Origin of the sequence: Ureibacillus suwonensis (genome assembly GCF_042655065.1) — a bacterium.
Classification (GTDB): domain Bacteria; phylum Bacillota; class Bacilli; order Bacillales_A; family Planococcaceae; genus Ureibacillus; species Ureibacillus suwonensis.
In genome coordinates, this window is record NZ_JBHSNQ010000048.1 from 42,045 (window position 1) to 62,520 (window position 20,476).

Below are 20,476 nucleotides of genomic sequence, written 5' to 3' on the forward strand. Positions count from 1 at the left end.
ATGTCCCTCCCCTATTCTAAACTCTCAAGTAAATCTACCCATTCAACTTCTGTCGGTTGTAATTGGATCAAGCGCTGAACCACTTCCCGTGCCTCATCGCGCTTTCCGTCTTCAATGAGGAAATAACAATAGTTTTCTAGAAAAGAAGGATCATCTTTTAATTCATTATATGCTGATTTATAAATTTCGTATGCTCGCTCGTACTGTTCATTTTTTGCATATGCATCCGCAACAAATGGGAATAAGGAAATCCATTCAAATTGTTCTTTTTGCAGGCTTTCATACAATTCAATAATATCGTCGTACCTCTCCATCTGATGGTAGACGGACATCAGCACCAAGATGGCTTCCATGTATTCCGGATCCAACGCGACGGCCTTTTGCAAATGGCCGATTGCTTCTTCAGGAAGTTTATTTTTCAACGCGATTTTTCCGGCAAATAAGTAGAAGGATTTTTCGAATTCATCCCGTTTGATTCCTTCTTTTATAATGCTGTACGCTTTTTGATTATCCTCAAGCATCGCATAGCATTGGGCAAGCAACAAGTAGCTGCTGAAATAATCCGGATCCAGTTCTTTCAAATCTTCCAGCTGTCTGATGGCTGTTTCATATTTTTCGCACTGGAACGCGCAGTAGGCACTCCCGTATAGCAAATCGGCGGTCACTTTTTCTTCCAATGCTTCCATGTAATAATCCAGCGCCGTTTCATATCCTCCCCCTGCGCGGTATACTTCCGCCAGTCTTTCCGCAAGCAGTACCCCTGCGATTTCTTTCTGTTGTTTATGCAGCTCTTCATAAATGCGTGCCGCTTCTGTAAAACGCCCCATTTCAACAAGCAATTCCGCTTTGGCAAACCGGATCAGCGGTTCGTCAGGGAGGATTTCCAACGCTTCGTTAATGCGTTTTTCCGCCACTTCATATAATCCTTGCATTTGATAATAATCCGCCAAAATGAGTAAACTCTGAGGATATTCCGGTGCGCTTTCATCGATTGTCAACAATAGATCAAGGGCATCTTCTTCTTCCCCCAATTCGATGAGCACCGAAGCATAATCGATTGCAATCTGCGCCTCGTCTGGGAAAAGGAAACGCAAATGTTCCAGTACTTTTTTCGCTTGTGGCAGATACCCGTATTGTAATAACAATTCGTAAATTCCATATTGCACTTCCGGAGTTTCCTTTAAAAATAGCGATTCCAACAATGTATCGACACGGTCGATTTCGCCGCCTTCGATTGCCTGGATGATGTCCTGTGTAATGATATTCAATTCTCTCACCTTTGCTTTCTTTTTCTACCATTATGCTACAAAACTATTTTTCACTAGACAAGAAAAAAGGTTCATCTTCAAAGCGATGAACCTTTTATTCCCCGTTACTTTAATAATAAATCAAGATGTTCGAAAAATGTTGGATATGAAATCGCAATACAATCGGCATCGTCAATTTCAACCGGCGATTCGGTAATGAGTGAAGCGATTGCCGCCATCATGCCTATGCGGTGATCGCCATAAGTGGACAATTTGGCGCCTTTTAAGCTTGTTGGACCGTTGATGATCATGCCGTCCTCCGTAGCCGTAATATCCGCGCCAAGTTTTTTCAACTCGGTCACGACTGCTTCAATGCGGTCGGTTTCCTTTACTCTCAACTCTTCCGCATTGCGGATAATCGTTGTTCCTTCCGCTTGCGTTGCGAGAAGTGCAATGATTGGAATTTCGTCGATCAGCCGAGGGATGATTTCCCCTTCAATTGTTGTTCCTTTTAAATGGGAAGTGCGCACCGTGAGGGTAGCTGTCGGTTCGGCCGCATCCGATTTTTCCTGAGCAATCGTCAAATCGGCACCCATTTGTTGCATCACTTCAATGATGCCGGCCCTCGTCGGATTGATGCCCACATTTTTCAAAATCACTTCACTGTTTGGAACAATCGCGCCAGCCACTAAGAAAAAGGCGGCGGAGGAAATGTCGCCTGGCACATCAATGTGAGTTCCTTTCAATTGCTGGCCACCTTCAATGGAGATGACCCCATCTTTCACTTCAATGTTTGCCCCGAATTGTTTCAGCATGAGTTCGGTATGGTCGCGGGAAACTTCCTTTTCCCTTACAATCGTTGTTCCTTCCGCTTGAAGGCCTGCAAGAAGAATTGCCGATTTTACTTGCGCGCTCGCAACAGGCATTGTATAATCGATCGCCTTTAATTTTGTTCCTTGAATGGCAAGAGGCGTATATTGTCCCCCTTCCCGGCCATTGATCAGCGCTCCCATTTGTTTCAAAGGCTTTGTGACGCGCCCCATTGGACGTTTTCCGATGGAAGCATCGCCTGTCATCACACTATGAAAATTGGTGCCGGCTAAAATGCCAAGCATCAATCTTGTCGTCGTTCCGGAGTTGCCGGTATATAAAACTTCCTTTGGTTCTTGCCAACCTTCCATTCCAGGGCTGTTAATTTCGACATTTGTGCCATCCACTTGAATATCAACGCCCAATTTGCGGAAACAATCGATTGTACTTAAGCAATCTTCTCCTGGCAGAAAACCGGTGACCGTCGTTTTTCCTTTTGCAATCGCGCCAAACATAACCGCGCGGTGGGAAATGGATTTATCCCCCGGCACCGTCAGGATTCCTTCCAGACGAGGTTTGTTATATGCCAATACTTTTGCAGTCAATTTGATTTCCCCCTTTCCACATACGAGTTAAGAGACATGCATTTCAAAGTTCGTATGTGAACGAATGCAATTCATCGCTTTCTCCCGATCTTTTTCGTTTTGGAAACTGATGACTAAAATACCGAAGACATCTTCTCTCGTTTCCACCACTCGAATATTCGTAATACTGATTTTTTCTTCTGCCAAATAACCCGTGATTTCCGAAATGACACCAGGGTAGTCCGGAATATCCACATATAAATCGTATGTAGTATAGAATGCTCCGGTGGAAATAGGCAATGCATCCCGTACATCTTTTGCCGTTTTAAAATATTCTTCGATGGACGCATCATCATTTTCCATCAAAATTTTCTTTACCCTCTGCATTTCATCGATCCAGGCATCCATTTGCCCGATGAGTTCTTCCCGGTTTTGCAATGTAATATCCCGCCAAATCATCGGGTTGGATGAAGCGATCCGGGTAATGTCGCGGAACCCCCCGGCAGCCAGCATGCCAGTCATCGGATATTTTTTATTTTCTTCATGCAATTGATGAACAAGGGAAGCGGCTACAATATGGGGAAAATGGCTTACCACCGCCGTCATATGATCATGTTCTTCCGCATTCAGTTTTACCAATCTGGCCAATGTATATTTCAGCAGCTGTTGTAAAGCGATAATTTTATTTCCATCTTCATCTTCAAACGGAGTCAATATATAATAAGCATTTTCAAATAGGTATGGTTTGGCGGCGGTAATTCCGCTCTTATGGGAACCCGCCATCGGATGTCCGCCGATAAAGGTGATCCCTTGCGCGCGCAGTTCCTCCGCCTTTTTCATGATTAATCCTTTTGTGCTGCCCGTATCAGAAATGATGACATTCTTTTTCAATTCCCAATGCTTCAACTCTTCCATCCATTGAAGGGTGGCATTGACCGGCGTTCCAAAAAAAATGAAATCCGCTTTTTTTGCCGCTTCCTCCACATCGTCCGAAACTTCGTGCACAATATTCAACGTGTTGGCCAGTTCTCTCGTCTTTTCGGATATATCATAGCCAACCACTTTTGTTTGGGGGGATTTCTGCAAAGCCAATGCCAGCGATCCCCCAATCAATCCTAAACCAATGACTAATACGTTGCGGGTCATGCCAATACTCCCTGCTCCTTCAATACTTCTTCAAGAGTTGATAAGAATCGGCGGTTTTGATCTTCTGTGCCGAAGGAAACCCTGATGTATCCAGGTGTGCCCAAGGCATTTCCGCTGCGAACAATAAAGCCGCGTTTCATCATTTCTTGGAAGATGACATCACTGTCTGTTTTCACTTCAAATAAAATAAAGTTTGTTTGTGTAGGATAGTATTTTAGTCCATGCTTATTGCAAAACTCGACAAACAGCTGTTTTCCATTTTCGTTTTGCTCCACTGACTCTTTAATGAATTGTTGGTCCTGTAATGCGACAATGGCCACTTTTTGGCTCAACACCGTGTTGTTGAAAGGAGCGCGCACCGGATCCAATTTGGCAATCAAATCCGCTTGGGCGATGGCATAACCTACGCGGAATGCGGCCAAACCGTACGCTTTCGAAAATGTGCGCATAATAATGACATTTGGATATTCATTAATGTAATGAAGCGAATCTTTATAAGAAGGATCTGTAATATATTCGAAATAGGCTTCATCCAATACAACCAGCACATCTTGAGGCACTTTCTTCAAAAATGCGTTTAATTCTTCGTCCGCAACAATTGTGCCGGTCGGGTTGTTCGGATTGCAGACCCATACAATGGAAGTGTTTTCGTCAATGGCTTCCAACATTTTTTCCAAATCATGCTTGCCATCTTTCAACGGCACTTTCCGAACTTCCGCCCCTTCAATTTCCGCATTGTGGCTATATTGGGAGAAAGATGGATCCGCCATTACCGTATTGACGCCAGGGTAGAGCAGCGCCCGTGAAATAATGGCGATGATGTCATCCGAACCGTTTCCGAACAGCAATTGTGTTTCTTCCACCCCAAGATGGTTGCTCACAGCTGTGCGAAGTTCTTGGGCATAACCGTCCGGATAGATGGCGAAATTGATACCGTTATTTTGGATGAACTCTTTCACTTTTGGTGAGCAGCCAAAAGGGTTTTCGTTAGAAGCCAGTTTCACCACTTCTTTTAAACCAAATTCTTTTTGAACTTCTTCGATAGGTTTACCTGGTTGATATGCTTTCATTCCATAAATTTGTTTTTTGAATTTCATGATGAACGCTCCTTCTTATCGATTTTCATTCACTAAATCCGGTCTTAAGGTTACAGCATCATTTAAATAAACATGCTGAATGTCTTTTTGAGGCACTGTCGTATTGACGTGCATCAATACCCGGATACATAAAGACAATGAGCCGGGCACATTCATTTCATGGGTGCACATCGTCGGCACATATTTCCAACCCTCAATGGAACGGACTGCCTTCGCTGGGAATGCGGCATTGATATCCGGTGTTGTTGTGACAATGACCGAAGCGATATCCTCGGGATCGATCTTGTTCACTCTTGCCATTTCCTTTACCAATCTCTCTGTTTCACTATAAATCAATTCGGGTGTATTAGATTCAATGGTGATTGCTCCACGTATGCCGCGAATCATTTGCATACCTCCTCCAGCAGACAGCGAAGTTCACTATCCACTTCCCGGCATTCCTTTTCTTCAATTTCTTTCACAAAAGGTTTTCCTATTTCTTGCAGTAAAACAAATTTCAATTTTCCATATTCTATCTTTTTATCTTTCATTAAATATTCATATAAATCTTCAAAAGAATAATTGTTTACTTGCTTCAACGGATATTCGTTTTTATAGGCGAACTTCACAAATTCCTTTGTGAATTCGCGGGAAATCCGACCGTATTTTTCGCTGAGGAGAAGGGCATACACCATTCCGATCATGACCGCTTCTCCATGGGCAAGACCTCCATAGCCTGCCGCCGCTTCGATGGCATGGCCGTATGTATGGCCAAAGTTCAAAAACTTTCGGACCGAATGCTCGGTTTCATCCTGCTCGACAATGTTTGCCTTCACTTCGATGCCTGATTTCAAGTGTTTCGCCAACACAGGTTTTTCGATGTCCGTGATGGATGGTGTCTGCATCAGCTCTTTCAGCCACACTTCATCGGAAATCAGCGCATGTTTGATGACTTCCGCCATTCCTGAACGGATTTCTTTTGTCGGCAAACTGGATAAAAAGTTGATATCATATACGACCGCTTCCGGCTGATAGAATGCGCCGACCATGTTTTTGCCAAGAGGATGATTGATGGCCGTCTTTCCACCTACCGCCGAATCGTGGGCCAAAATCGTCGTCGGAATTTGAATATAAGGAACGCCGCGCATGAACGTAGCGGCGGCAAATCCCGTCAAATCCCCGACAGCTCCCCCGCCAAAGGCAAACAGGAAGGATTTTCTTGAGCATTGATTCTCAATTAAAAAAGTGTGGGCATCTTCAAAATTTTTAAAACTTTTACACGCTTCTCCCCCTGGCATTACAAACACTTCAAAAGGATACGGAAAGTTTTCTGTAAAATATTGCTGTTGTGCCTGCCAAACATTCTCATCGGTAAATACAACGAGTTTATCCGCTTTTTCGATTTTCTCTTTTAAAGCATCGCAAGCGGAACGTAAAATTCCGCTTCCGATGAACACTTCGTAGGAATGGCTTTTTGCATTCACTGGAATTCGCATAATTAAAACTCCTTCGCCCATTTACGTACTTCTTCGATTTGCGCTTTCAATTGCGGCAATTGATCGCTATGGAACTGTTCAACAATCGCTTTGGCGATTTCCCATGCGATGACACATTCCGCAACAACGGAGGCAGCCGGCACCGCGCAAGCATCGGAACGTTCCACACTCGCTTTGAATGGTTCTTTCGTTTCAATATCCACACTTTCAAGAGGCTTGTAAAGGGTTGGAATTGGTTTCATGACACCGCGGACGATGATTGGCATTCCGGTAGACATGCCCCCTTCAACGCCCCCTAAACGATTTGTTCTGCGGCTGTAGCCGTGTTCTTCGTCCCAAATAATTTCATCATGCACTTCAGAACCTCTTTTGCGGGCCATTTCAAAACCGATGCCAAACTCCACGCCTTTGAAAGCATTGATGGAAATCATGGCTTGGGCCAATTTGGCATCCAATTTCCGGTCATAATGAACGTAAGACCCAACGCCCGGCGGCATCCCTTCCACAATCACTTCCACAACACCGCCGATGGAATCCCCATCTTTTTTCGCTTCATCGATTGCCTGAACCATTTTCGCTGAAGCTTCCGGATCCACCGTATAGCAAGGATCTTCTTCGACCATTTTACGAATTTCGTCAGCGGATTTTCCCGCAATTTTTGATGTATCCGCTTTGATTCCGTAAATTTCAGTCACATAACCGACAACGGAAATGCCCAATTCTTTTAATAACGCTTTGGCAACGGATCCGACAGCAACCCGGACAGTTGTTTCTCTTGCGCTGGAACGTTCCAGCACATTGCGCAAATCCCTGTGGCCATATTTGATTCCGCCCACCAAATCCGCATGTCCAGGGCGCGGCCTTGTAATTTGGCGCTTGATTTCTGCAGGATCCACATCTTCGGGAAGGGGTTCGATTCCCATAATTTTTGTCCAATGTTTCCAGTCATCATTTTTGACAACCAACGCTACGGGGGAACCTAATGTTTTCCCATGCCGGATGCCGCCTACAATTTCAACTGTGTCCTTTTCGATTTGCATGCGGCGGCCTCGGCCGTGCCCCCCCTGGCGTCGTTTTAAGTCATAATTGATTTGTTCTGCAGTGATCGGCAAAAGGGATGGCAACCCTTCAATAATCGTCGTTAATTGAGGACCGTGGGATTCCCCCGCAGTTAAATATCTCATCAAACACTTTCTCCCTTCAACTCGTTAAAGTATGTATTCTTTAATATAACATAACAGTAGTTAAAAAACATGATGAATCGAACAAATTGTATAAAATGACGTTCGAATAAAAGATAATACGCTTTTCGCACAATGTCGAAAAGCGCCCTTTTCACCCTCATTTTTTCCGATAAAAGAACGTATCTTCCACTTCAAAACCATAACGGGCAGGATTGAAAATTTGTTCCGTCGATCCTACAAACAAAATGCCTCCTGGCCGCAAAGAATTGCTGAATTCTTTATAGATATGATCCTTTGCTTCTTCAGTGAAATAAATCATGACATTGCGACAAACAATTAAATCAAAATTTTTATCATATGGGTCACTTAACAAATTGTGCTTTTTAAAAGTTACCGTATTTTTTATTTCATCTTTTACCCTGTAAAATTGGCCTTCCTGAATAAAGTATTTCGATTTGACGTTCGGAGGGACTTCCGCCAAAGAACGCTCAGGATAAACCCCCCGCTTCGCTTTTTGAAGGCAATTTACATCTATATCCGTTGCCAATATTTGAATATAAGATAAAGGCACATGTTGGGAAAGCACCATGGCGATTGTATAAGGTTCTTCCCCCGTCGAGCATGCCGCGCTCCATATTTTCAAGCGCTTATTTTTTTCCAGCAGTTTGGGGAAAATTTTATTTTGAAGGACTTCCCAACGTTTTGAATTTCGATAAAATTCAGAAACATTTATCGTCATCCGATCCAGGAATTCGTTTAATAAATCTCTGTCTTTTTCAACCCCACGCAAAAAATCCACGAAATTGTTGTACCCTTTTTTTTCATAAAGTGAGGTTAATCGACGTTTCATTTGCGCTTCTTTATACAGCGACAAATCGATTCCGGTCAATCTCTTTATTCCTTGAACAAACAGTTCATAGTCATTCATGATTATCGATCCCCTCTAATGACGTACACCTATTATATACAAAATTTTTCTTTTCTGAAATATATAAAAAAATCAAAAAGTGAATTTCCAACGGTGAAAATAATCTTTAACTTATGTTGAATAACACAAACCTTTTTATATCAACTTCAATATTAAATGGAAAAGAAGTATAAATAAAAAGCTATCCCGACAGCGAGAGGATTGCTGTGGAATAGCTTAAAGCAACAGAAATAAACGTGGATGATTAAACTAGTTCATCATTAAACCATAATTTGATTTCACGTTCAGCTGATGACGGTGAATCGGAACCGTGAATAACGTTTTCGGAAATTGTCACTGCATAATCACCGCGGATTGTACCTGGTTGAGCTTCTTCAGGTTTCGTAGCTCCCATCATCACGCGAGCCAATTTAATGATATTTTCGCCTTCCCAAACCATTGCAAATACCGGTCCGGAAGTGATGAAGTCAACCAATTCGTTAAAGAATGGCTTCTCTTTATGTTCTTCATAATGTTTTTCAGCCAATTCACGTGGAACATTCATTAATTTAGCTCCGCGCAATACAAATCCACGACGTTCAAAACGGTCGATAATATCTCCGATTACTTGGCGTTTTACACCATCAGGTTTTACCATAAGAAATGTTTTTTCAATTGCCATGTCCTAACAACTCCTTAATTCTCCAAAATAAGGTTTTTGCTCACCGCTAAATATTAACAAATTCAAGCTCAACCTTCAACTATCAATATGGGGTGGGGAATAAATTTTTAAAATTTGCGTTTTCCAATAAATAATGCGATTTCTTTCAGTTTTTTCTTTGCCGGATTATCAGGCAAATTCTCAACTTCTTTCATCGCTTTTTTCAAATAGCGGTCGCTTATTTCCAGCGCTTTTTTGATGGAATCCGATTTGCGGACGATTTGAAGCATTTCCAGCCGTTCCGCTTCCGTGACCTCCCCTTTGGAAGCCCGCTCAATAAATCGGGTGATTTTCGGATGATCTTTCATAAGCAAAATCGGCAACGTAATGTTTCCTTGCAATAAATCGCTGCCTGCCGGTTTGCCCAGCTGCTTATCCGTCGATATGAAATCCAACACGTCATCCACGATCTGATAACTCATGCCGACATAATAGCCGAATCTTTTTAATCGCTGTGTATTCAAAGGATCCACATTTGCGACAACCGCTCCCACTTCACAGCTCGATTCTATGAGGATGGCGGTTTTTCGTTTAATGCGGCGGAAATAGTCCTTCAAATTTTGGTTCGTACGATATTTATCTTCAATTTGGATAATTTCTCCATTGCATATTTCCACCATTGTTCTGGCCAGTATTTGATGCGCCTTCGGGTCTTCGATATGGGATACATATTGGATGGCCCGTCCAAAAATAAAGTTTCCCGTGAGCATTGCGACCCGGTTATTCCACTGGGAACGGACGGTTGGACGCCCCCGTCTCATGTCGGAATGGTCAATGACATCATCGTGAACAAGGGAACCCATATGGATCAATTCAAGAGGCACAGCAGCGTACTTCATTCGTTCAATATTATATTGACCAAATTTTGCACTCATTAAAACAAAAAGTGGGCGAATTCTTTTACCGCCCGCACGTAATAGATGGAGAGAGGCGTCGTTTAATACATGCGACGTTGAGTTGAGAGCTTTTTCCAATTCTGCTTCGATGATATCTATATCCGGTTTGAAATCGGAATAGAGCATTTTTAATTTCATCTTTTCCACTCGTTAACCTCTCCCTAAATTCCTTTTTTGTATCCCATGTGCATTGCTGCCGCACCACCGCTATAGCTTTTATATGTGACATTGACAAATCCGGCTTCTTTAAACATTTGGGCCAGTTTTTTCATGCCAGGGAAAGCGCTCGCAGATTCTTGCAGCCACGAATATTCTTCATAACTCTTCGCAAAAATTTTTCCGAATAGCGGCATGATGTATCGAAAATAGAAACGGAACAATTGTTTATAAACCGGAATTTCCGGCTGTGATGTATCCAAACAAACGACCATTCCGCCAGGCTTTAATACGCGATGCATCTCTCTTAATACTTGCATATAATCCGGAACATTCCGTAATCCGAATCCAATCGTAACATAGTCGAAAGTATTATCTTCGAATGGGAGTTCCATCGCATTGCCATGGATCAGCTCCACTTGAGGATAAGGTTTCACCTTTTCCTCTCCAATTTTCAACATATTTTTACTAAAATCGAGTCCTATTACAACGCCGCTTTCCCCTGTCGCCTTTGCCAGCGCAATCGTCCAATCGGCTGTACCGCAACATACATCCAGACATTTCGAACCTGGCTTGACTTTCATTCGTTTCATAATATCTTTACGCCATCTGACATGAAGATTGAAACTGATCACCGAATTCATTTTATCGTAATTTTGATAAATTTTTTCAAAGACTTCATGGACACGTTGCTCTTTGGATTTTGCCATTTTTTTCATTACCTTTCTTAACTCTCTCTAATCAACCGTTCTGCAATGTATTGTTTCAATTCAGCTTTCATAGAAGAGGTACGTAACAATTCTCGCAATTGGTCAACAAGCACTTCGATTCTATGTTGAAGATACTTTTCGAAATTTAAAGAATCATCAGGTCCAACGCTTTCCTTCATTTTTTGTAAAAAACGTGAGCTATTACCTTTTCTATAGTTTAATAGTTCATTTTGCAATCGAAGAATCAATAAATTGTTCTGCATAATCTTTGAATATTGATTGAAATTGTATATTTGGTAAAACCTGTTAATACATTCTGATTCGATCACAGATAAGCTGTCAAACCAATCGTCGATGGCATAATTGGTCGGTTCATATACCCGCACTTCATGTTCCGATCTGATTATAACGCTTTCAGAAAGTTGACGGATTAATGAAATATTACCGGATTTAGCTAAGATTTCATAATAACGACCACTGTAATAATCGCCAGAAAGCACTGTCAGCTGCTGCTGTTTCGTTGTTGCATCATACTCGTCGACAAGATTATGTTTTGCAAGGGATGCCTGTACTATACCAACCGTAATCACCCCTTGATATATGTCATCATCCCAAGCTTCCCCATCAAAAAACGGCAACAGCAAGTAAAATAATTGATTTTCATCCACCAATGGATTCCCAGTATATTTCACCAAAGTTTTATGTTCCACATTTCGATATATATCATTTTTCAATTGTTCAATATGCTTTTCAATGTATGATATATCCATAGGTATTACTCCATTCCACATTCAGGCACTGTCTCCTGCACTTATTACAGTCGTCATACAAAACTGGTTACTTTTTTGATTGGCTTTCAATGATGCCGTGGGCTGTATAAATTTTCGCCTTTCCCCGTATCTTCATGGCGGAAGTATGTTCAGTAAATTGAGCGATCATTACTTCCCCGGCATCCAATTTTTCGGAATGATGAAATTTTGTATCTTCACCACGGGTTAAACCAATTACATGTACGCCATCTTCTTCGGCTTCAATTACGACATAATCGGATTGGTTCATACTTCTCCCTCACATCTCTTTTTCTTTGTTATCATAACATAAACTGGTATGTTAATTAAGACATTTGAATAAATGAAATTACTTCTTGGCGTTTTACAGCATCTTCTTCATAAATTCCCCTTGCGCAAGAAGTGACCGTTTTTGTCCCGGGTTTTTTTAATCCCCTCATCGTCATGCACATATGCTCCGCTTCAATCATGACAAAAACGCCCAGGGGCTCCAATTTTTCCATTAAAATATCCGCAATGGTCGTTGTAATCCGTTCTTGCAATTGAGGTCGATGACTGACCGATTCCACCAATCGTCCTATTTTACTTAAACCTGCCACCCGTCCTTGTTGGGGTATGTATGCAACATGAGCTTTTCCGTAAAATGGAACTAAATGATGTTCACACATTGAATAAAATGGAATATCTTTTACAAGAACAAGTTCATCGTGATTTTCATGAAAGACCGTTTCAAACAGACTTCTCGGATCCTCATTCAAACCTTTGAACATTTCTTCATACATTTTTGAAACCCGTTTGGGCGTATCAATGAGTCCTTCACGATTAACGTCTTCTCCTACGGCCTCCAGAATCATTTTTACAGCTTCTTCTATTTTTTTTAAATCAACATTCGACATAAATGTTCCTCCTAAATCGACAAAACACAACACTGTCAAATTGAATCGTAGCACATACAGACGTGAATCGCAAAAGGCTTTTATAAAATTTGAATTTTTTGATGAGTTTTCTTGATCCGGATGTTAAAATTGATTTATCGTTTATTAATATTATAATTAATATGTAAAAAGAGCAGTCATCATATTCATGACGACTGCTCTATGTAATTTTAAAGAAGCTTTTTATTTTACAGCTTCTTTAAGTGCTTTACCTGGTTTGAAAGCTGGAACTTTGCTTGCAGCGATTTCAATTTCTTCTCCTGTTTGTGGATTACGTCCTTTACGTGCAGCACGTTCACGAACTTCGAAGTTTCCAAAACCGATTAATTGCACTTTGTCACCCTTTGCAAGAGTGTCTTGAATTATATCGAATACTGCATCTACTGCTTTAGAAGCATCTTTCTTGGAAAGACCCGCAGCTTCAGCAACAGAGTTCACTAATTCTGTTTTATTCATGCTATTCACCTCCTCTCAAAGGGTTAGAAAAGCTAAATCATGTAAAAAGAGTAACATATTGAAATACGCGGTGCAACTGTATTTATGCATGTTTGTCCAAGAAAAGTTGTATTTTTTAAACATTAGACAACGAAAAGGACTTTTCGTCTACTTGACAAAAAGTCCTATATAACATTCCATTATTTTTATTATTTCACATTTTTTAAATAATAAACGTGATGAGTCCTTTTTCTCCTTCATTCACCATTCTTTCAATTGTTTGGCGCATTCTCTTCTTCGCGCTTGGCGGAACAGCATTCATCTTATAACGGATGCTTTCCGTCAACACTTCATGAAGGGGCGTGCCAAATAATGGAGTTTGCCATAATGCTTCGCGATCGTGCTTATAAGCATATTGCAGATCTTTTAGAAGCTGCTGGCTATGGAACTCCGATCCAATCAAAGGCGAGAATTCAGACTCCATATCGACGCGGATAATGTGGTATGAAGGGGCTTTCGCCTTCATCCGGACGCCGTAGAAATTATTTTGTTTGATAATTTCCGGCTCGCTCGGTTCAAACTCTTCCATTGTCGGAAGCGTTACGCCATAACCATTCACCGTCGCTTCTTCAATCGCCTCGCGGAAGCGTTTTTGGGCTTTTTTCGCCTCCTGCGCCTCTTTGATGAAGAGCAGCCAATCTTTTTTCGTGTCGATCGGTGCATCCAAAAATTCATTGCATACCGCTTTGTAAATTTCCGGTTTCAATGTAATGCGCACCGTAGCCACACCGATTCCGGCATCGACTTTTTCGATATCGCAACTTTCGATAAAATCGATGTCCCTTAATTCTTCCACCGCTTTATGAACATCCCGGATTTTTGTGACAGAATTAAGGACGTTTCCAACCGCATCCGAAAGTGTCGCATTGACATGATGGGAAGGTTCTAAAACGTCCAGCCAATCAGGCTTTTCCACTTCAATATCTTCCACAGGGAATTCATACAATGCTTCTTCGAGAATATATTCCATGTCATTGATCGACATTTGATCTATGGATGTGGCAATGACCGGCACATTGTATTTGGCGATCAATTCATTGCGCAATCTTTGCGTATTTTGGTTGTTCGGATATTGGCTGTTTAAAATGATGACAAATGGTTTACCGATTTCCTGCAGTTGTTCAACAATTTGTTCTTCCGCCACTTGCGCAGCTTCCCGGGCAATACCGTTCACTGTACCGTCTGTTGTTACAACTACCCCGATGTTGGCATGATCCCGAATCACCTTATCGGTTCCGATGCGTGCCGCTTCCTGGAACGGAATGGCTTCCGTATTCCACGGGGTGTGTACATATTTTGGACCGTTTTCATCTTCATACCCTTTTACCCCATCAATGACATAACCCACACAATCAGCAAAACGGATGCGGAAAGGTATATCATTTTCCCCAATACAAATTTCCGTTCCATGGGCAGGAACAAATTTCGGTTCCGCCGTCATAATGACAGGACCGGGTGAGCTTTGGGGCAGCTCGTCCAGCGCTCTTTTCCGCTCTTCTTCATCAACGATGTTCGGAAGCACAATGGACTCCATCATTCTTTTCACAAATGTGGATTTTCCAACTCTCACAGGCCCTACAACACCAATATATACATCGCCATTTGTTCTTTCCGCTATTTGTTGAAATATTTGTTCCCCTATTGTAGCTCCTCCTTTACGTACTTCAATCTATGAATTATATATCTAAAATATGAAAAACCTTGCACGAAAAGTCGTACAAGGCTAAAATTTTTTATTTTTTTGTTGGATCATACATAAAGACCGGTTCATTGTCCTCGTTTACCGTGTAAGGCAACGAATAGGCCGGCACAACAGGATAAGCTTCCACCAGGTACATACGGATATCTTCGCCCGATTTTGGTTTGATGTCATGTTCTTTTAGGAATTGAGCCAAATCGATGGAATAATCCACATAGGCTTTACCTTCCGTAGATGCGACCAATGGCAAGTGGTTGTTCGAGTAAGGGCTCGGAACCGTCAGTTCTTTCGTATACCCCAATTTTTTGTAATCTATCGAATATACGTAGTCGGCAATTTGCTCTTTATACATCATGTATTTGGATGAGAGAAGACGCAGGTTCAGTTCTCTCAACGTCTCTGCAGACCGCAAATCTACCAATTTCACAGTAGGATTGTTTTCCGGATCCCAGATAATATATTGGAAAATGCCGCCTTTTTCATAAGAATTCCCAGGAACATTCGCCAAATATTTTGGCACCAGTTTGGAAAAATCGATCGGATATTTGATAAAGATATCTGTATCCATCTCTTTGTTTTTTATCGGCAATACGCCGGTTTCCGCTTTATATTGATCGACGGCATTCTGCACCGCAATAAGCTGGGCTTCGTCAGGGATTTGATTTTCCACCCGCTCTTCCTGAGGAAACAAACATCCGGATAATAAAAAGGATGTTAATAGCAACATTACCAAGAATATGGGTTTATTTTTCATCGATTTTCACTCCTGAGATTATGATGGCCATGTGAAGATTACTAAAACCATTAATAATGTTCCAATTAAAAAGATGATAAAAGCGATGATTCGAATGAAAAAGGACAACATCTCGTTTTTTACCCATTTGCGGGCTGCACTTAACATGAGAATGGAAATGATCATTGCCAGGATGGAATAAAAGGAAACCCACATGACGTCCATCGGGTGCATGTTCGCCAAAGGACCACGGGCCGCACCGAGCACCAGTTCATTTACATCCATCAGAAACAAGGGATTATTCATTGCGATTCCACCTTTCAAGAAGCAATATGTACACGCAGACACGTACATGCGTTCGTATATAATTCATATGAACGGGTACACTACTCAAACAATTTGAGGTGAATGGTACCCGCCCATAGGTTATCTGTTTTATTGCAAATAATCAATTTCTCTTTTCTTTAAACGGTGCATCAATTCATCTACCGCATCTTTCGGATCCTTGTTTTCAAACAACACTTGATAAAGTGCCGTTGTAATCGGCATGGAAACATCATATTTTTGCGCAAGTTGATAAGCGGCCTTTGTTGTGCGTACCCCTTCGACGACCATGCCCATGTTCTCCAGCACTTCATCCAGTTTCATTCCCTTGCCCAGCATGTTCCCGGCTTTCCAGTTGCGGGAATGGACGCTTGTACAAGTGACTATCAAGTCGCCCATGCCAGTCAATCCGGCAAAGGTGAAAGGATTGCCTCCCATTCGCACGCCTAAACGGGCTATTTCCGCAAGGCCGCGGGTAATTAATGCCGCTTTCGCATTATCCCCATAGTTCAGACCATCCGAAATCCCTGCCGCCAATGCGATGACGTTTTTCAGCGCTCCGCCGAGCTCCACACCGATGACATCCGTATTTGTGTAGACACGGAAATAATGATTCATAAACAAATCCTGTATTTTTTCGGCGGAACGGAGATTGGCGCATGCCGCCGTAATGGTTGTCGGATGATGCAACACCACTTCTTCCGCATGGCTGGGGCCGGAGAGCACCACAATATCTTCGACAACACGGGGATCGAGAGTCTCTTCCAAAATTTCAGAAATGCGCTTAAGCGTATCCGGCTCAATCCCTTTTGACACATGCACAATCAACACTTTTTTGTCCAAATAATTCATGACTTGTCCGGCCACTTCACGGATTGCCTTTGTCGGCACGGCAAAAACAAGGATCTCTCCGTGTTCCACCGCTGATTTTATGTCGCTTGTTGCCGTCAGTTTTTCCGGCAGCTGAATATTCGGCAGATATTTTTCGTTTGTATGCCGCTCGTTGATTTCATTCGCTTGATCCTCGCGATGGCTCCAAATCAACGTATCGTGGCCATTTTCCGTTAAAACCATAGCTAAAGCGGTTCCCCAAGAACCGGCTCCCAATACTGTCACTTTTTTCATCAATATCCCCCACTATTTTACTCACGGGCCCGTGGTATGATACGAATCGGTGTTCCCTCAAAATCAAAGGTTTCACGAATTCGGTTTTCCAAAAATCGAAGGTAAGAAAAATGCATGAGTTCCGGATCGTTGACAAAAGTTACAAATGTTGGAGGCTTCACGGAAACTTGCGTTGTGTAATAAATGCGCAAACGTTTTCCTTTCTCGGTAGGCGCAGGATTTCTTGCAATCGCATCTTCAATGACATCGTTCAAAATGGATGATTGGATACGCATAGCATGATTCTCACTGACCCGTTTCACCAACGGCAATATTTGATTGAGCCGCTGCTTTGTTTTGGCGGAAACAAAGACGATCGGCGCATAGTCCAAAAATAAGAACTGATCCCGAATGGTTTGGGTATATTCATTCATGGTCTTTTCATTTTTCTCGATGGCATCCCATTTATTGACAACGATGATGATGCCTTTTCCCGCTTCATGGGCATACCCTGCAATTTTCTTATCCTGTTCCTGGATCCCTTCTTCCGCATTTAACACAACAAGCACCACGTCGGAACGTTCGATTGCTCTTAATGCCCTCAACACGGAATATTTTTCGGTGCTCTCATACACCTTGCCTTTTTTCCGCATTCCTGCCGTATCGATGATGACATAGTCTTGTCCGTCATACGTATAAGGTGTATCGACTGCATCCCGGGTTGTACCGGCAATATCGCTTACAATCACTCTTTCTTCGCCTAAAATGGCGTTGACGAGCGAAGATTTCCCTACGTTCGGTCTTCCAATCAGTGAAAACTTAATGACATCATCCGCATAGTCATCTTCATACTCTTTCGGAAAATGCTTTGCACACTCATCCAATAAATCCCCAATTCCAAGTCCATGGGAACCGGAGATTGGAATCGGATCGCCGAATCCTAAGGAATAGAAATCATAAATCAATTCCCGCATATCCGGATTGTCGATTTTGTTTACGGCAAGAACGACCGGTTTATTCGTTTTATACAGCATTTTCGCTACTTGCTCATCCTGCAAAGTAACCCCTTCCCGGCCGTTTGTCATAAAGATGATGACATCGGCCTCTTCCATGGCAATCTGGGCTTGGGCGCGTATATGCTCCAATAGAGGTTCATCGCCCAAATCGATTCCCCCTGTATCAATAATGTTGAATTCATGATTCAACCATTCTGCCGAACTGTAGATGCGATCACGGGTTACTCCAGGAACATCTTCCACAATGGAAATTCTTTCCCCCACTATCCGATTAAAGATGGTGGATTTTCCTACATTTGGACGACCTACGATGGCGATTACTGGTTTTGTCATCTGTCCTTCATCCTTCCAAATTCTTATCTTCTGTATTATACACGAAATCTCATGGTTTATCATATTTTGACATATATGGACATAAAAAAAGCGCACTCCTAAAAGCACGCATTTTTTTATGATGATGATTATTGTTCTTTCAGTTTTTTCAATTGATCACCAATAACGTCGCTGATGGAGAATCCCGTCGCCTCCTCAGGCAATTGATAATCAAATTCCTCTTGTTCCTTAGGGGTTTCTTCAAGCGCTTTGATGCTTAGAGATAAACGTTTTTCCTGCTCGTTCACATCCAGCACTTTCACTTGAACTTCTTGGCCTTCTTTCAATACTTCGTGTGGCGTATTGATATGTTTCTGAGAAATTTGCGAGATGTGGACTAATCCTTCAACCCCCGGGAACACTTCAACAAAGGCACCGAAAGATACCAAACGTTTCACCGTGCCTGTCAACACTTGGCCTTTTGAAACGCGTCCGCTGATGTTTTCCCATGGTCCAGGCAATGTATCTTTAATGGACAAGGAAATTCTTTCATTGGCAGGATCTACGGACAATACTTTCACTTTCACTTCTTGCCCCTCTTGAAGAACGGTACTGATATCTTCCACATGTTCGTGGGCGACTTGTGAAATGTGAACAAGTCCATCCACTCCGCCGATATCGACGAAAGCGCCGAATGGAGCCAAACGTTGAACTTTTCCTGTTAAAATGTCTCCCGCTTTTAAACTTTCCAGCAATTGTTTCTTTTTATTCGCTTTTTCTTCTTCCACCACCGCACGATGGGATAAAATTAAGCGTCCTTTTTCTTTATCCAATTCCGTAATTTTGAATTTCAATGTTTTTCCTTTGTATCCTTCAAAGTCTTCAACGAAATAATCTTCCACCAAAGATGCCGGTACAAAACCGCGTACTCCCAAATCAACGACTAAACCGCCTTTGACCACATCTTTTACTTCCGCTTCAAAAACTTCCCCTTTTTTATAAAGTTCTTCTAATTTATCCCAAGCTTTTAAAGCATCTACTTTGCGTTTGGAAAGTACAAAGTTTTCATCTTCAATTTTCGTGATCATTAATTCCAGCTCATCACCGACAGATACCACGTCGGATGCTTTTTCCACATGCAAGCTGGACAGTTCGCTGATTGGCACAATCCCATCAAATGGCGCCCCTTCTATTGTAACAGTCACCGCCTTATCTTCTACTTTGGCAGCAACTCCTTTTACAATGTCTCCTTCATGGAATTCTCGGCCAACTTCTAAGTTCATTTCCTCGGACATATGTAACCCTCCTTCGCATCTTACAATATCTATTTTATTAGAAATTCAATTTAAACACAAAATTTTTTCCTTATAGTTAAAATATTTCCTTTTTTATGAATAAAATACGCAAAAAGATTCACTGATTATGCCATCTTTTCTTTTGCCATACGCAAGATTTCTTCAGCCACTTCTTCGATGGACAAGTGGGTCGTATCCAAAAAGATGGCATCTTCCGCTTGTACCAACGGAGAGATTTCCCGTTCCATGTCCTGCTGATCGCGCAGGGCGATTTCTTCCTTCAGCTTTTCAAAGTCGGATGGGATGCCTCTTTTTTCATTATCTAGCAGTCTGCGTTTCGCTCTTTCCTCAACAGATGCGGACATGAAGATTTTCAACTCCGCATCTTTTAAGACATGGGTTCCGATATCTCGTCCATCCATGACAACCGCCCCGTCTTTGGCCAGCTGTTTTTGTTTTGCGACAAGAATTTCGCGAACTTTCCCGAGGGCAGCCACTTGCGGAACATTTGCGGTTACCTCGTTGGAACGGATTTTTTTTGTGACATCTTCTCCATCGACAAATACAAGTTGTCCATTAGGGGACGGCTTCAATTCAATCTCTGTTCTCAATAACATTTCTTCAAGATTTTTTTCATCATCTAATTTTATGTTTTCTTTTAGCGCTTTATACGTTACGGCGCGATACATCGCTCCAGTATCAATGTAAGTGAAGCCCAATTGTTCAGCCACGATTTTGGCTATGGTGCTTTTTCCTGCGCCTGCAGGGCCATCAATCGCAATTTGAATATTTTTTTTCATGTCCAATCCTACTTTCCTCCAACATTGTTGTTAAAATGTTTG

22 protein-coding genes are annotated in these 20,476 nt (G+C 42.1%); all 22 read right to left on the minus strand.

What is annotated here, in order from left to right; genetic code table 11:
* Positions 1–11: 11 nt before the first annotated feature.
* Positions 12–1,268: a tetratricopeptide repeat protein gene (locus tag ACFPOH_RS04570; RefSeq protein WP_342581260.1), complete on the minus strand. Its 1,257-nt coding sequence runs from the start codon at positions 1,266–1,268 to the stop codon at positions 12–14.
* 104 nt (positions 1,269–1,372) lie between these two features.
* Positions 1,373–2,662, minus strand: a complete 1,290-nt coding sequence (aroA, locus tag ACFPOH_RS04575) for a 3-phosphoshikimate 1-carboxyvinyltransferase (protein WP_390308941.1) — start codon at positions 2,660–2,662, stop codon at positions 1,373–1,375.
* A 27-nt stretch (positions 2,663–2,689) separates the two neighbouring features.
* Positions 2,690–3,787: a prephenate dehydrogenase gene (locus tag ACFPOH_RS04580; protein WP_390308942.1), complete on the minus strand. Its 1,098-nt coding sequence runs from the start codon at positions 3,785–3,787 to the stop codon at positions 2,690–2,692.
* Entirely contained in the window at positions 3,784–4,884 is a 1,101-nt protein-coding gene (hisC, locus tag ACFPOH_RS04585) for a histidinol-phosphate transaminase (protein WP_342581257.1), read from the minus strand. Before hisC ends, ACFPOH_RS04580 begins: the two co-directional genes overlap by 4 nt.
* A gap of 15 nt (positions 4,885–4,899) precedes the next feature.
* Positions 4,900–5,271, minus strand: a complete 372-nt coding sequence (gene aroH / locus ACFPOH_RS04590) for a chorismate mutase (RefSeq protein ID WP_390308943.1) — start codon at positions 5,269–5,271, stop codon at positions 4,900–4,902.
* Entirely contained in the window at positions 5,268–6,359 is a 1,092-nt protein-coding gene (gene aroB, locus ACFPOH_RS04595) for a 3-dehydroquinate synthase (protein ID WP_342581255.1), read from the minus strand. Before aroB ends, aroH begins: the two co-directional genes overlap by 4 nt.
* 2 nt (positions 6,360–6,361) lie before the next feature.
* Positions 6,362–7,543, minus strand: coding sequence for a chorismate synthase (aroC, locus tag ACFPOH_RS04600; protein ID WP_342581254.1), 1,182 nt, complete (start codon positions 7,541–7,543; stop codon positions 6,362–6,364).
* Between the two features lie 157 nt (positions 7,544–7,700).
* On the minus strand, positions 7,701–8,471 hold the full coding sequence (locus tag ACFPOH_RS04605) for a CheR family methyltransferase (RefSeq protein ID WP_342469682.1): 771 nt from the start codon (positions 8,469–8,471) through the stop codon (positions 7,701–7,703).
* A 244-nt stretch (positions 8,472–8,715) separates the two neighbouring features.
* On the minus strand, positions 8,716–9,132 hold the full coding sequence (gene ndk, locus ACFPOH_RS04610; protein WP_342469683.1) for a nucleoside-diphosphate kinase: 417 nt from the start codon (positions 9,130–9,132) through the stop codon (positions 8,716–8,718).
* Positions 9,133–9,239: 107 nt separating this feature from the next.
* Positions 9,240–10,214, minus strand: coding sequence for a heptaprenyl diphosphate synthase component II (hepT, locus tag ACFPOH_RS04615; RefSeq protein ID WP_342581253.1), 975 nt, complete (start codon positions 10,212–10,214; stop codon positions 9,240–9,242).
* A gap of 14 nt (positions 10,215–10,228) precedes the next feature.
* Entirely contained in the window at positions 10,229–10,933 is a 705-nt protein-coding gene (locus ACFPOH_RS04620; protein WP_342469685.1) for a demethylmenaquinone methyltransferase, read from the minus strand.
* A 17-nt stretch (positions 10,934–10,950) separates the two neighbouring features.
* The gene (locus ACFPOH_RS04625) at positions 10,951–11,703 is read right to left on the minus strand and encodes a heptaprenyl diphosphate synthase component 1 (protein ID WP_342469686.1); all 753 of its coding nucleotides are present in this window, start codon (positions 11,701–11,703) and stop codon (positions 10,951–10,953) included.
* A 67-nt stretch (positions 11,704–11,770) separates the two neighbouring features.
* Positions 11,771–11,992, minus strand: coding sequence for a trp RNA-binding attenuation protein MtrB (gene mtrB / locus ACFPOH_RS04630; protein WP_208649541.1), 222 nt, complete (start codon positions 11,990–11,992; stop codon positions 11,771–11,773).
* Positions 11,993–12,047: 55 nt separating this feature from the next.
* Positions 12,048–12,617 carry a GTP cyclohydrolase I FolE gene (gene folE / locus ACFPOH_RS04635; protein ID WP_342581252.1) on the minus strand — a complete coding sequence of 190 codons (570 nt, stop codon included), beginning with the start codon at positions 12,615–12,617 and terminating at the stop codon, positions 12,048–12,050.
* 222 nt (positions 12,618–12,839) lie between these two features.
* The gene (locus ACFPOH_RS04640) at positions 12,840–13,112 is read right to left on the minus strand and encodes an HU family DNA-binding protein (protein WP_208649539.1); all 273 of its coding nucleotides are present in this window, start codon (positions 13,110–13,112) and stop codon (positions 12,840–12,842) included.
* A gap of 202 nt (positions 13,113–13,314) precedes the next feature.
* Positions 13,315–14,793, minus strand: coding sequence for a stage IV sporulation protein A (gene spoIVA, locus ACFPOH_RS04645; RefSeq protein WP_342471316.1), 1,479 nt, complete (start codon positions 14,791–14,793; stop codon positions 13,315–13,317).
* 91 nt (positions 14,794–14,884) lie between these two features.
* Positions 14,885–15,604, minus strand: coding sequence for a hypothetical protein (locus ACFPOH_RS04650; protein ID WP_390308944.1), 720 nt, complete (start codon positions 15,602–15,604; stop codon positions 14,885–14,887).
* Between the two features lie 18 nt (positions 15,605–15,622).
* Positions 15,623–15,889 (minus strand): DUF2768 domain-containing protein, encoded by a 267-nt coding sequence (locus ACFPOH_RS04655; RefSeq protein ID WP_342469689.1) that lies wholly within the window; start codon positions 15,887–15,889, stop codon positions 15,623–15,625.
* 129 nt (positions 15,890–16,018) lie between these two features.
* Positions 16,019–17,032 carry an NAD(P)H-dependent glycerol-3-phosphate dehydrogenase gene (locus ACFPOH_RS04660; protein ID WP_390308945.1) on the minus strand — a complete coding sequence of 338 codons (1,014 nt, stop codon included), beginning with the start codon at positions 17,030–17,032 and terminating at the stop codon, positions 16,019–16,021.
* 17 nt (positions 17,033–17,049) lie between these two features.
* A complete protein-coding gene (gene der, locus ACFPOH_RS04665) occupies positions 17,050–18,360 on the minus strand; it encodes a ribosome biogenesis GTPase Der (protein WP_342469691.1) in 1,311 nt (436 codons plus the stop codon).
* A gap of 128 nt (positions 18,361–18,488) precedes the next feature.
* Positions 18,489–19,634, minus strand: coding sequence for a 30S ribosomal protein S1 (gene rpsA / locus ACFPOH_RS04670; RefSeq protein ID WP_342581249.1), 1,146 nt, complete (start codon positions 19,632–19,634; stop codon positions 18,489–18,491).
* A 125-nt stretch (positions 19,635–19,759) separates the two neighbouring features.
* Positions 19,760–20,434: a (d)CMP kinase gene (gene cmk, locus ACFPOH_RS04675; protein ID WP_342469693.1), complete on the minus strand. Its 675-nt coding sequence runs from the start codon at positions 20,432–20,434 to the stop codon at positions 19,760–19,762.
* Positions 20,435–20,476: the final 42 nt, after the last annotated feature.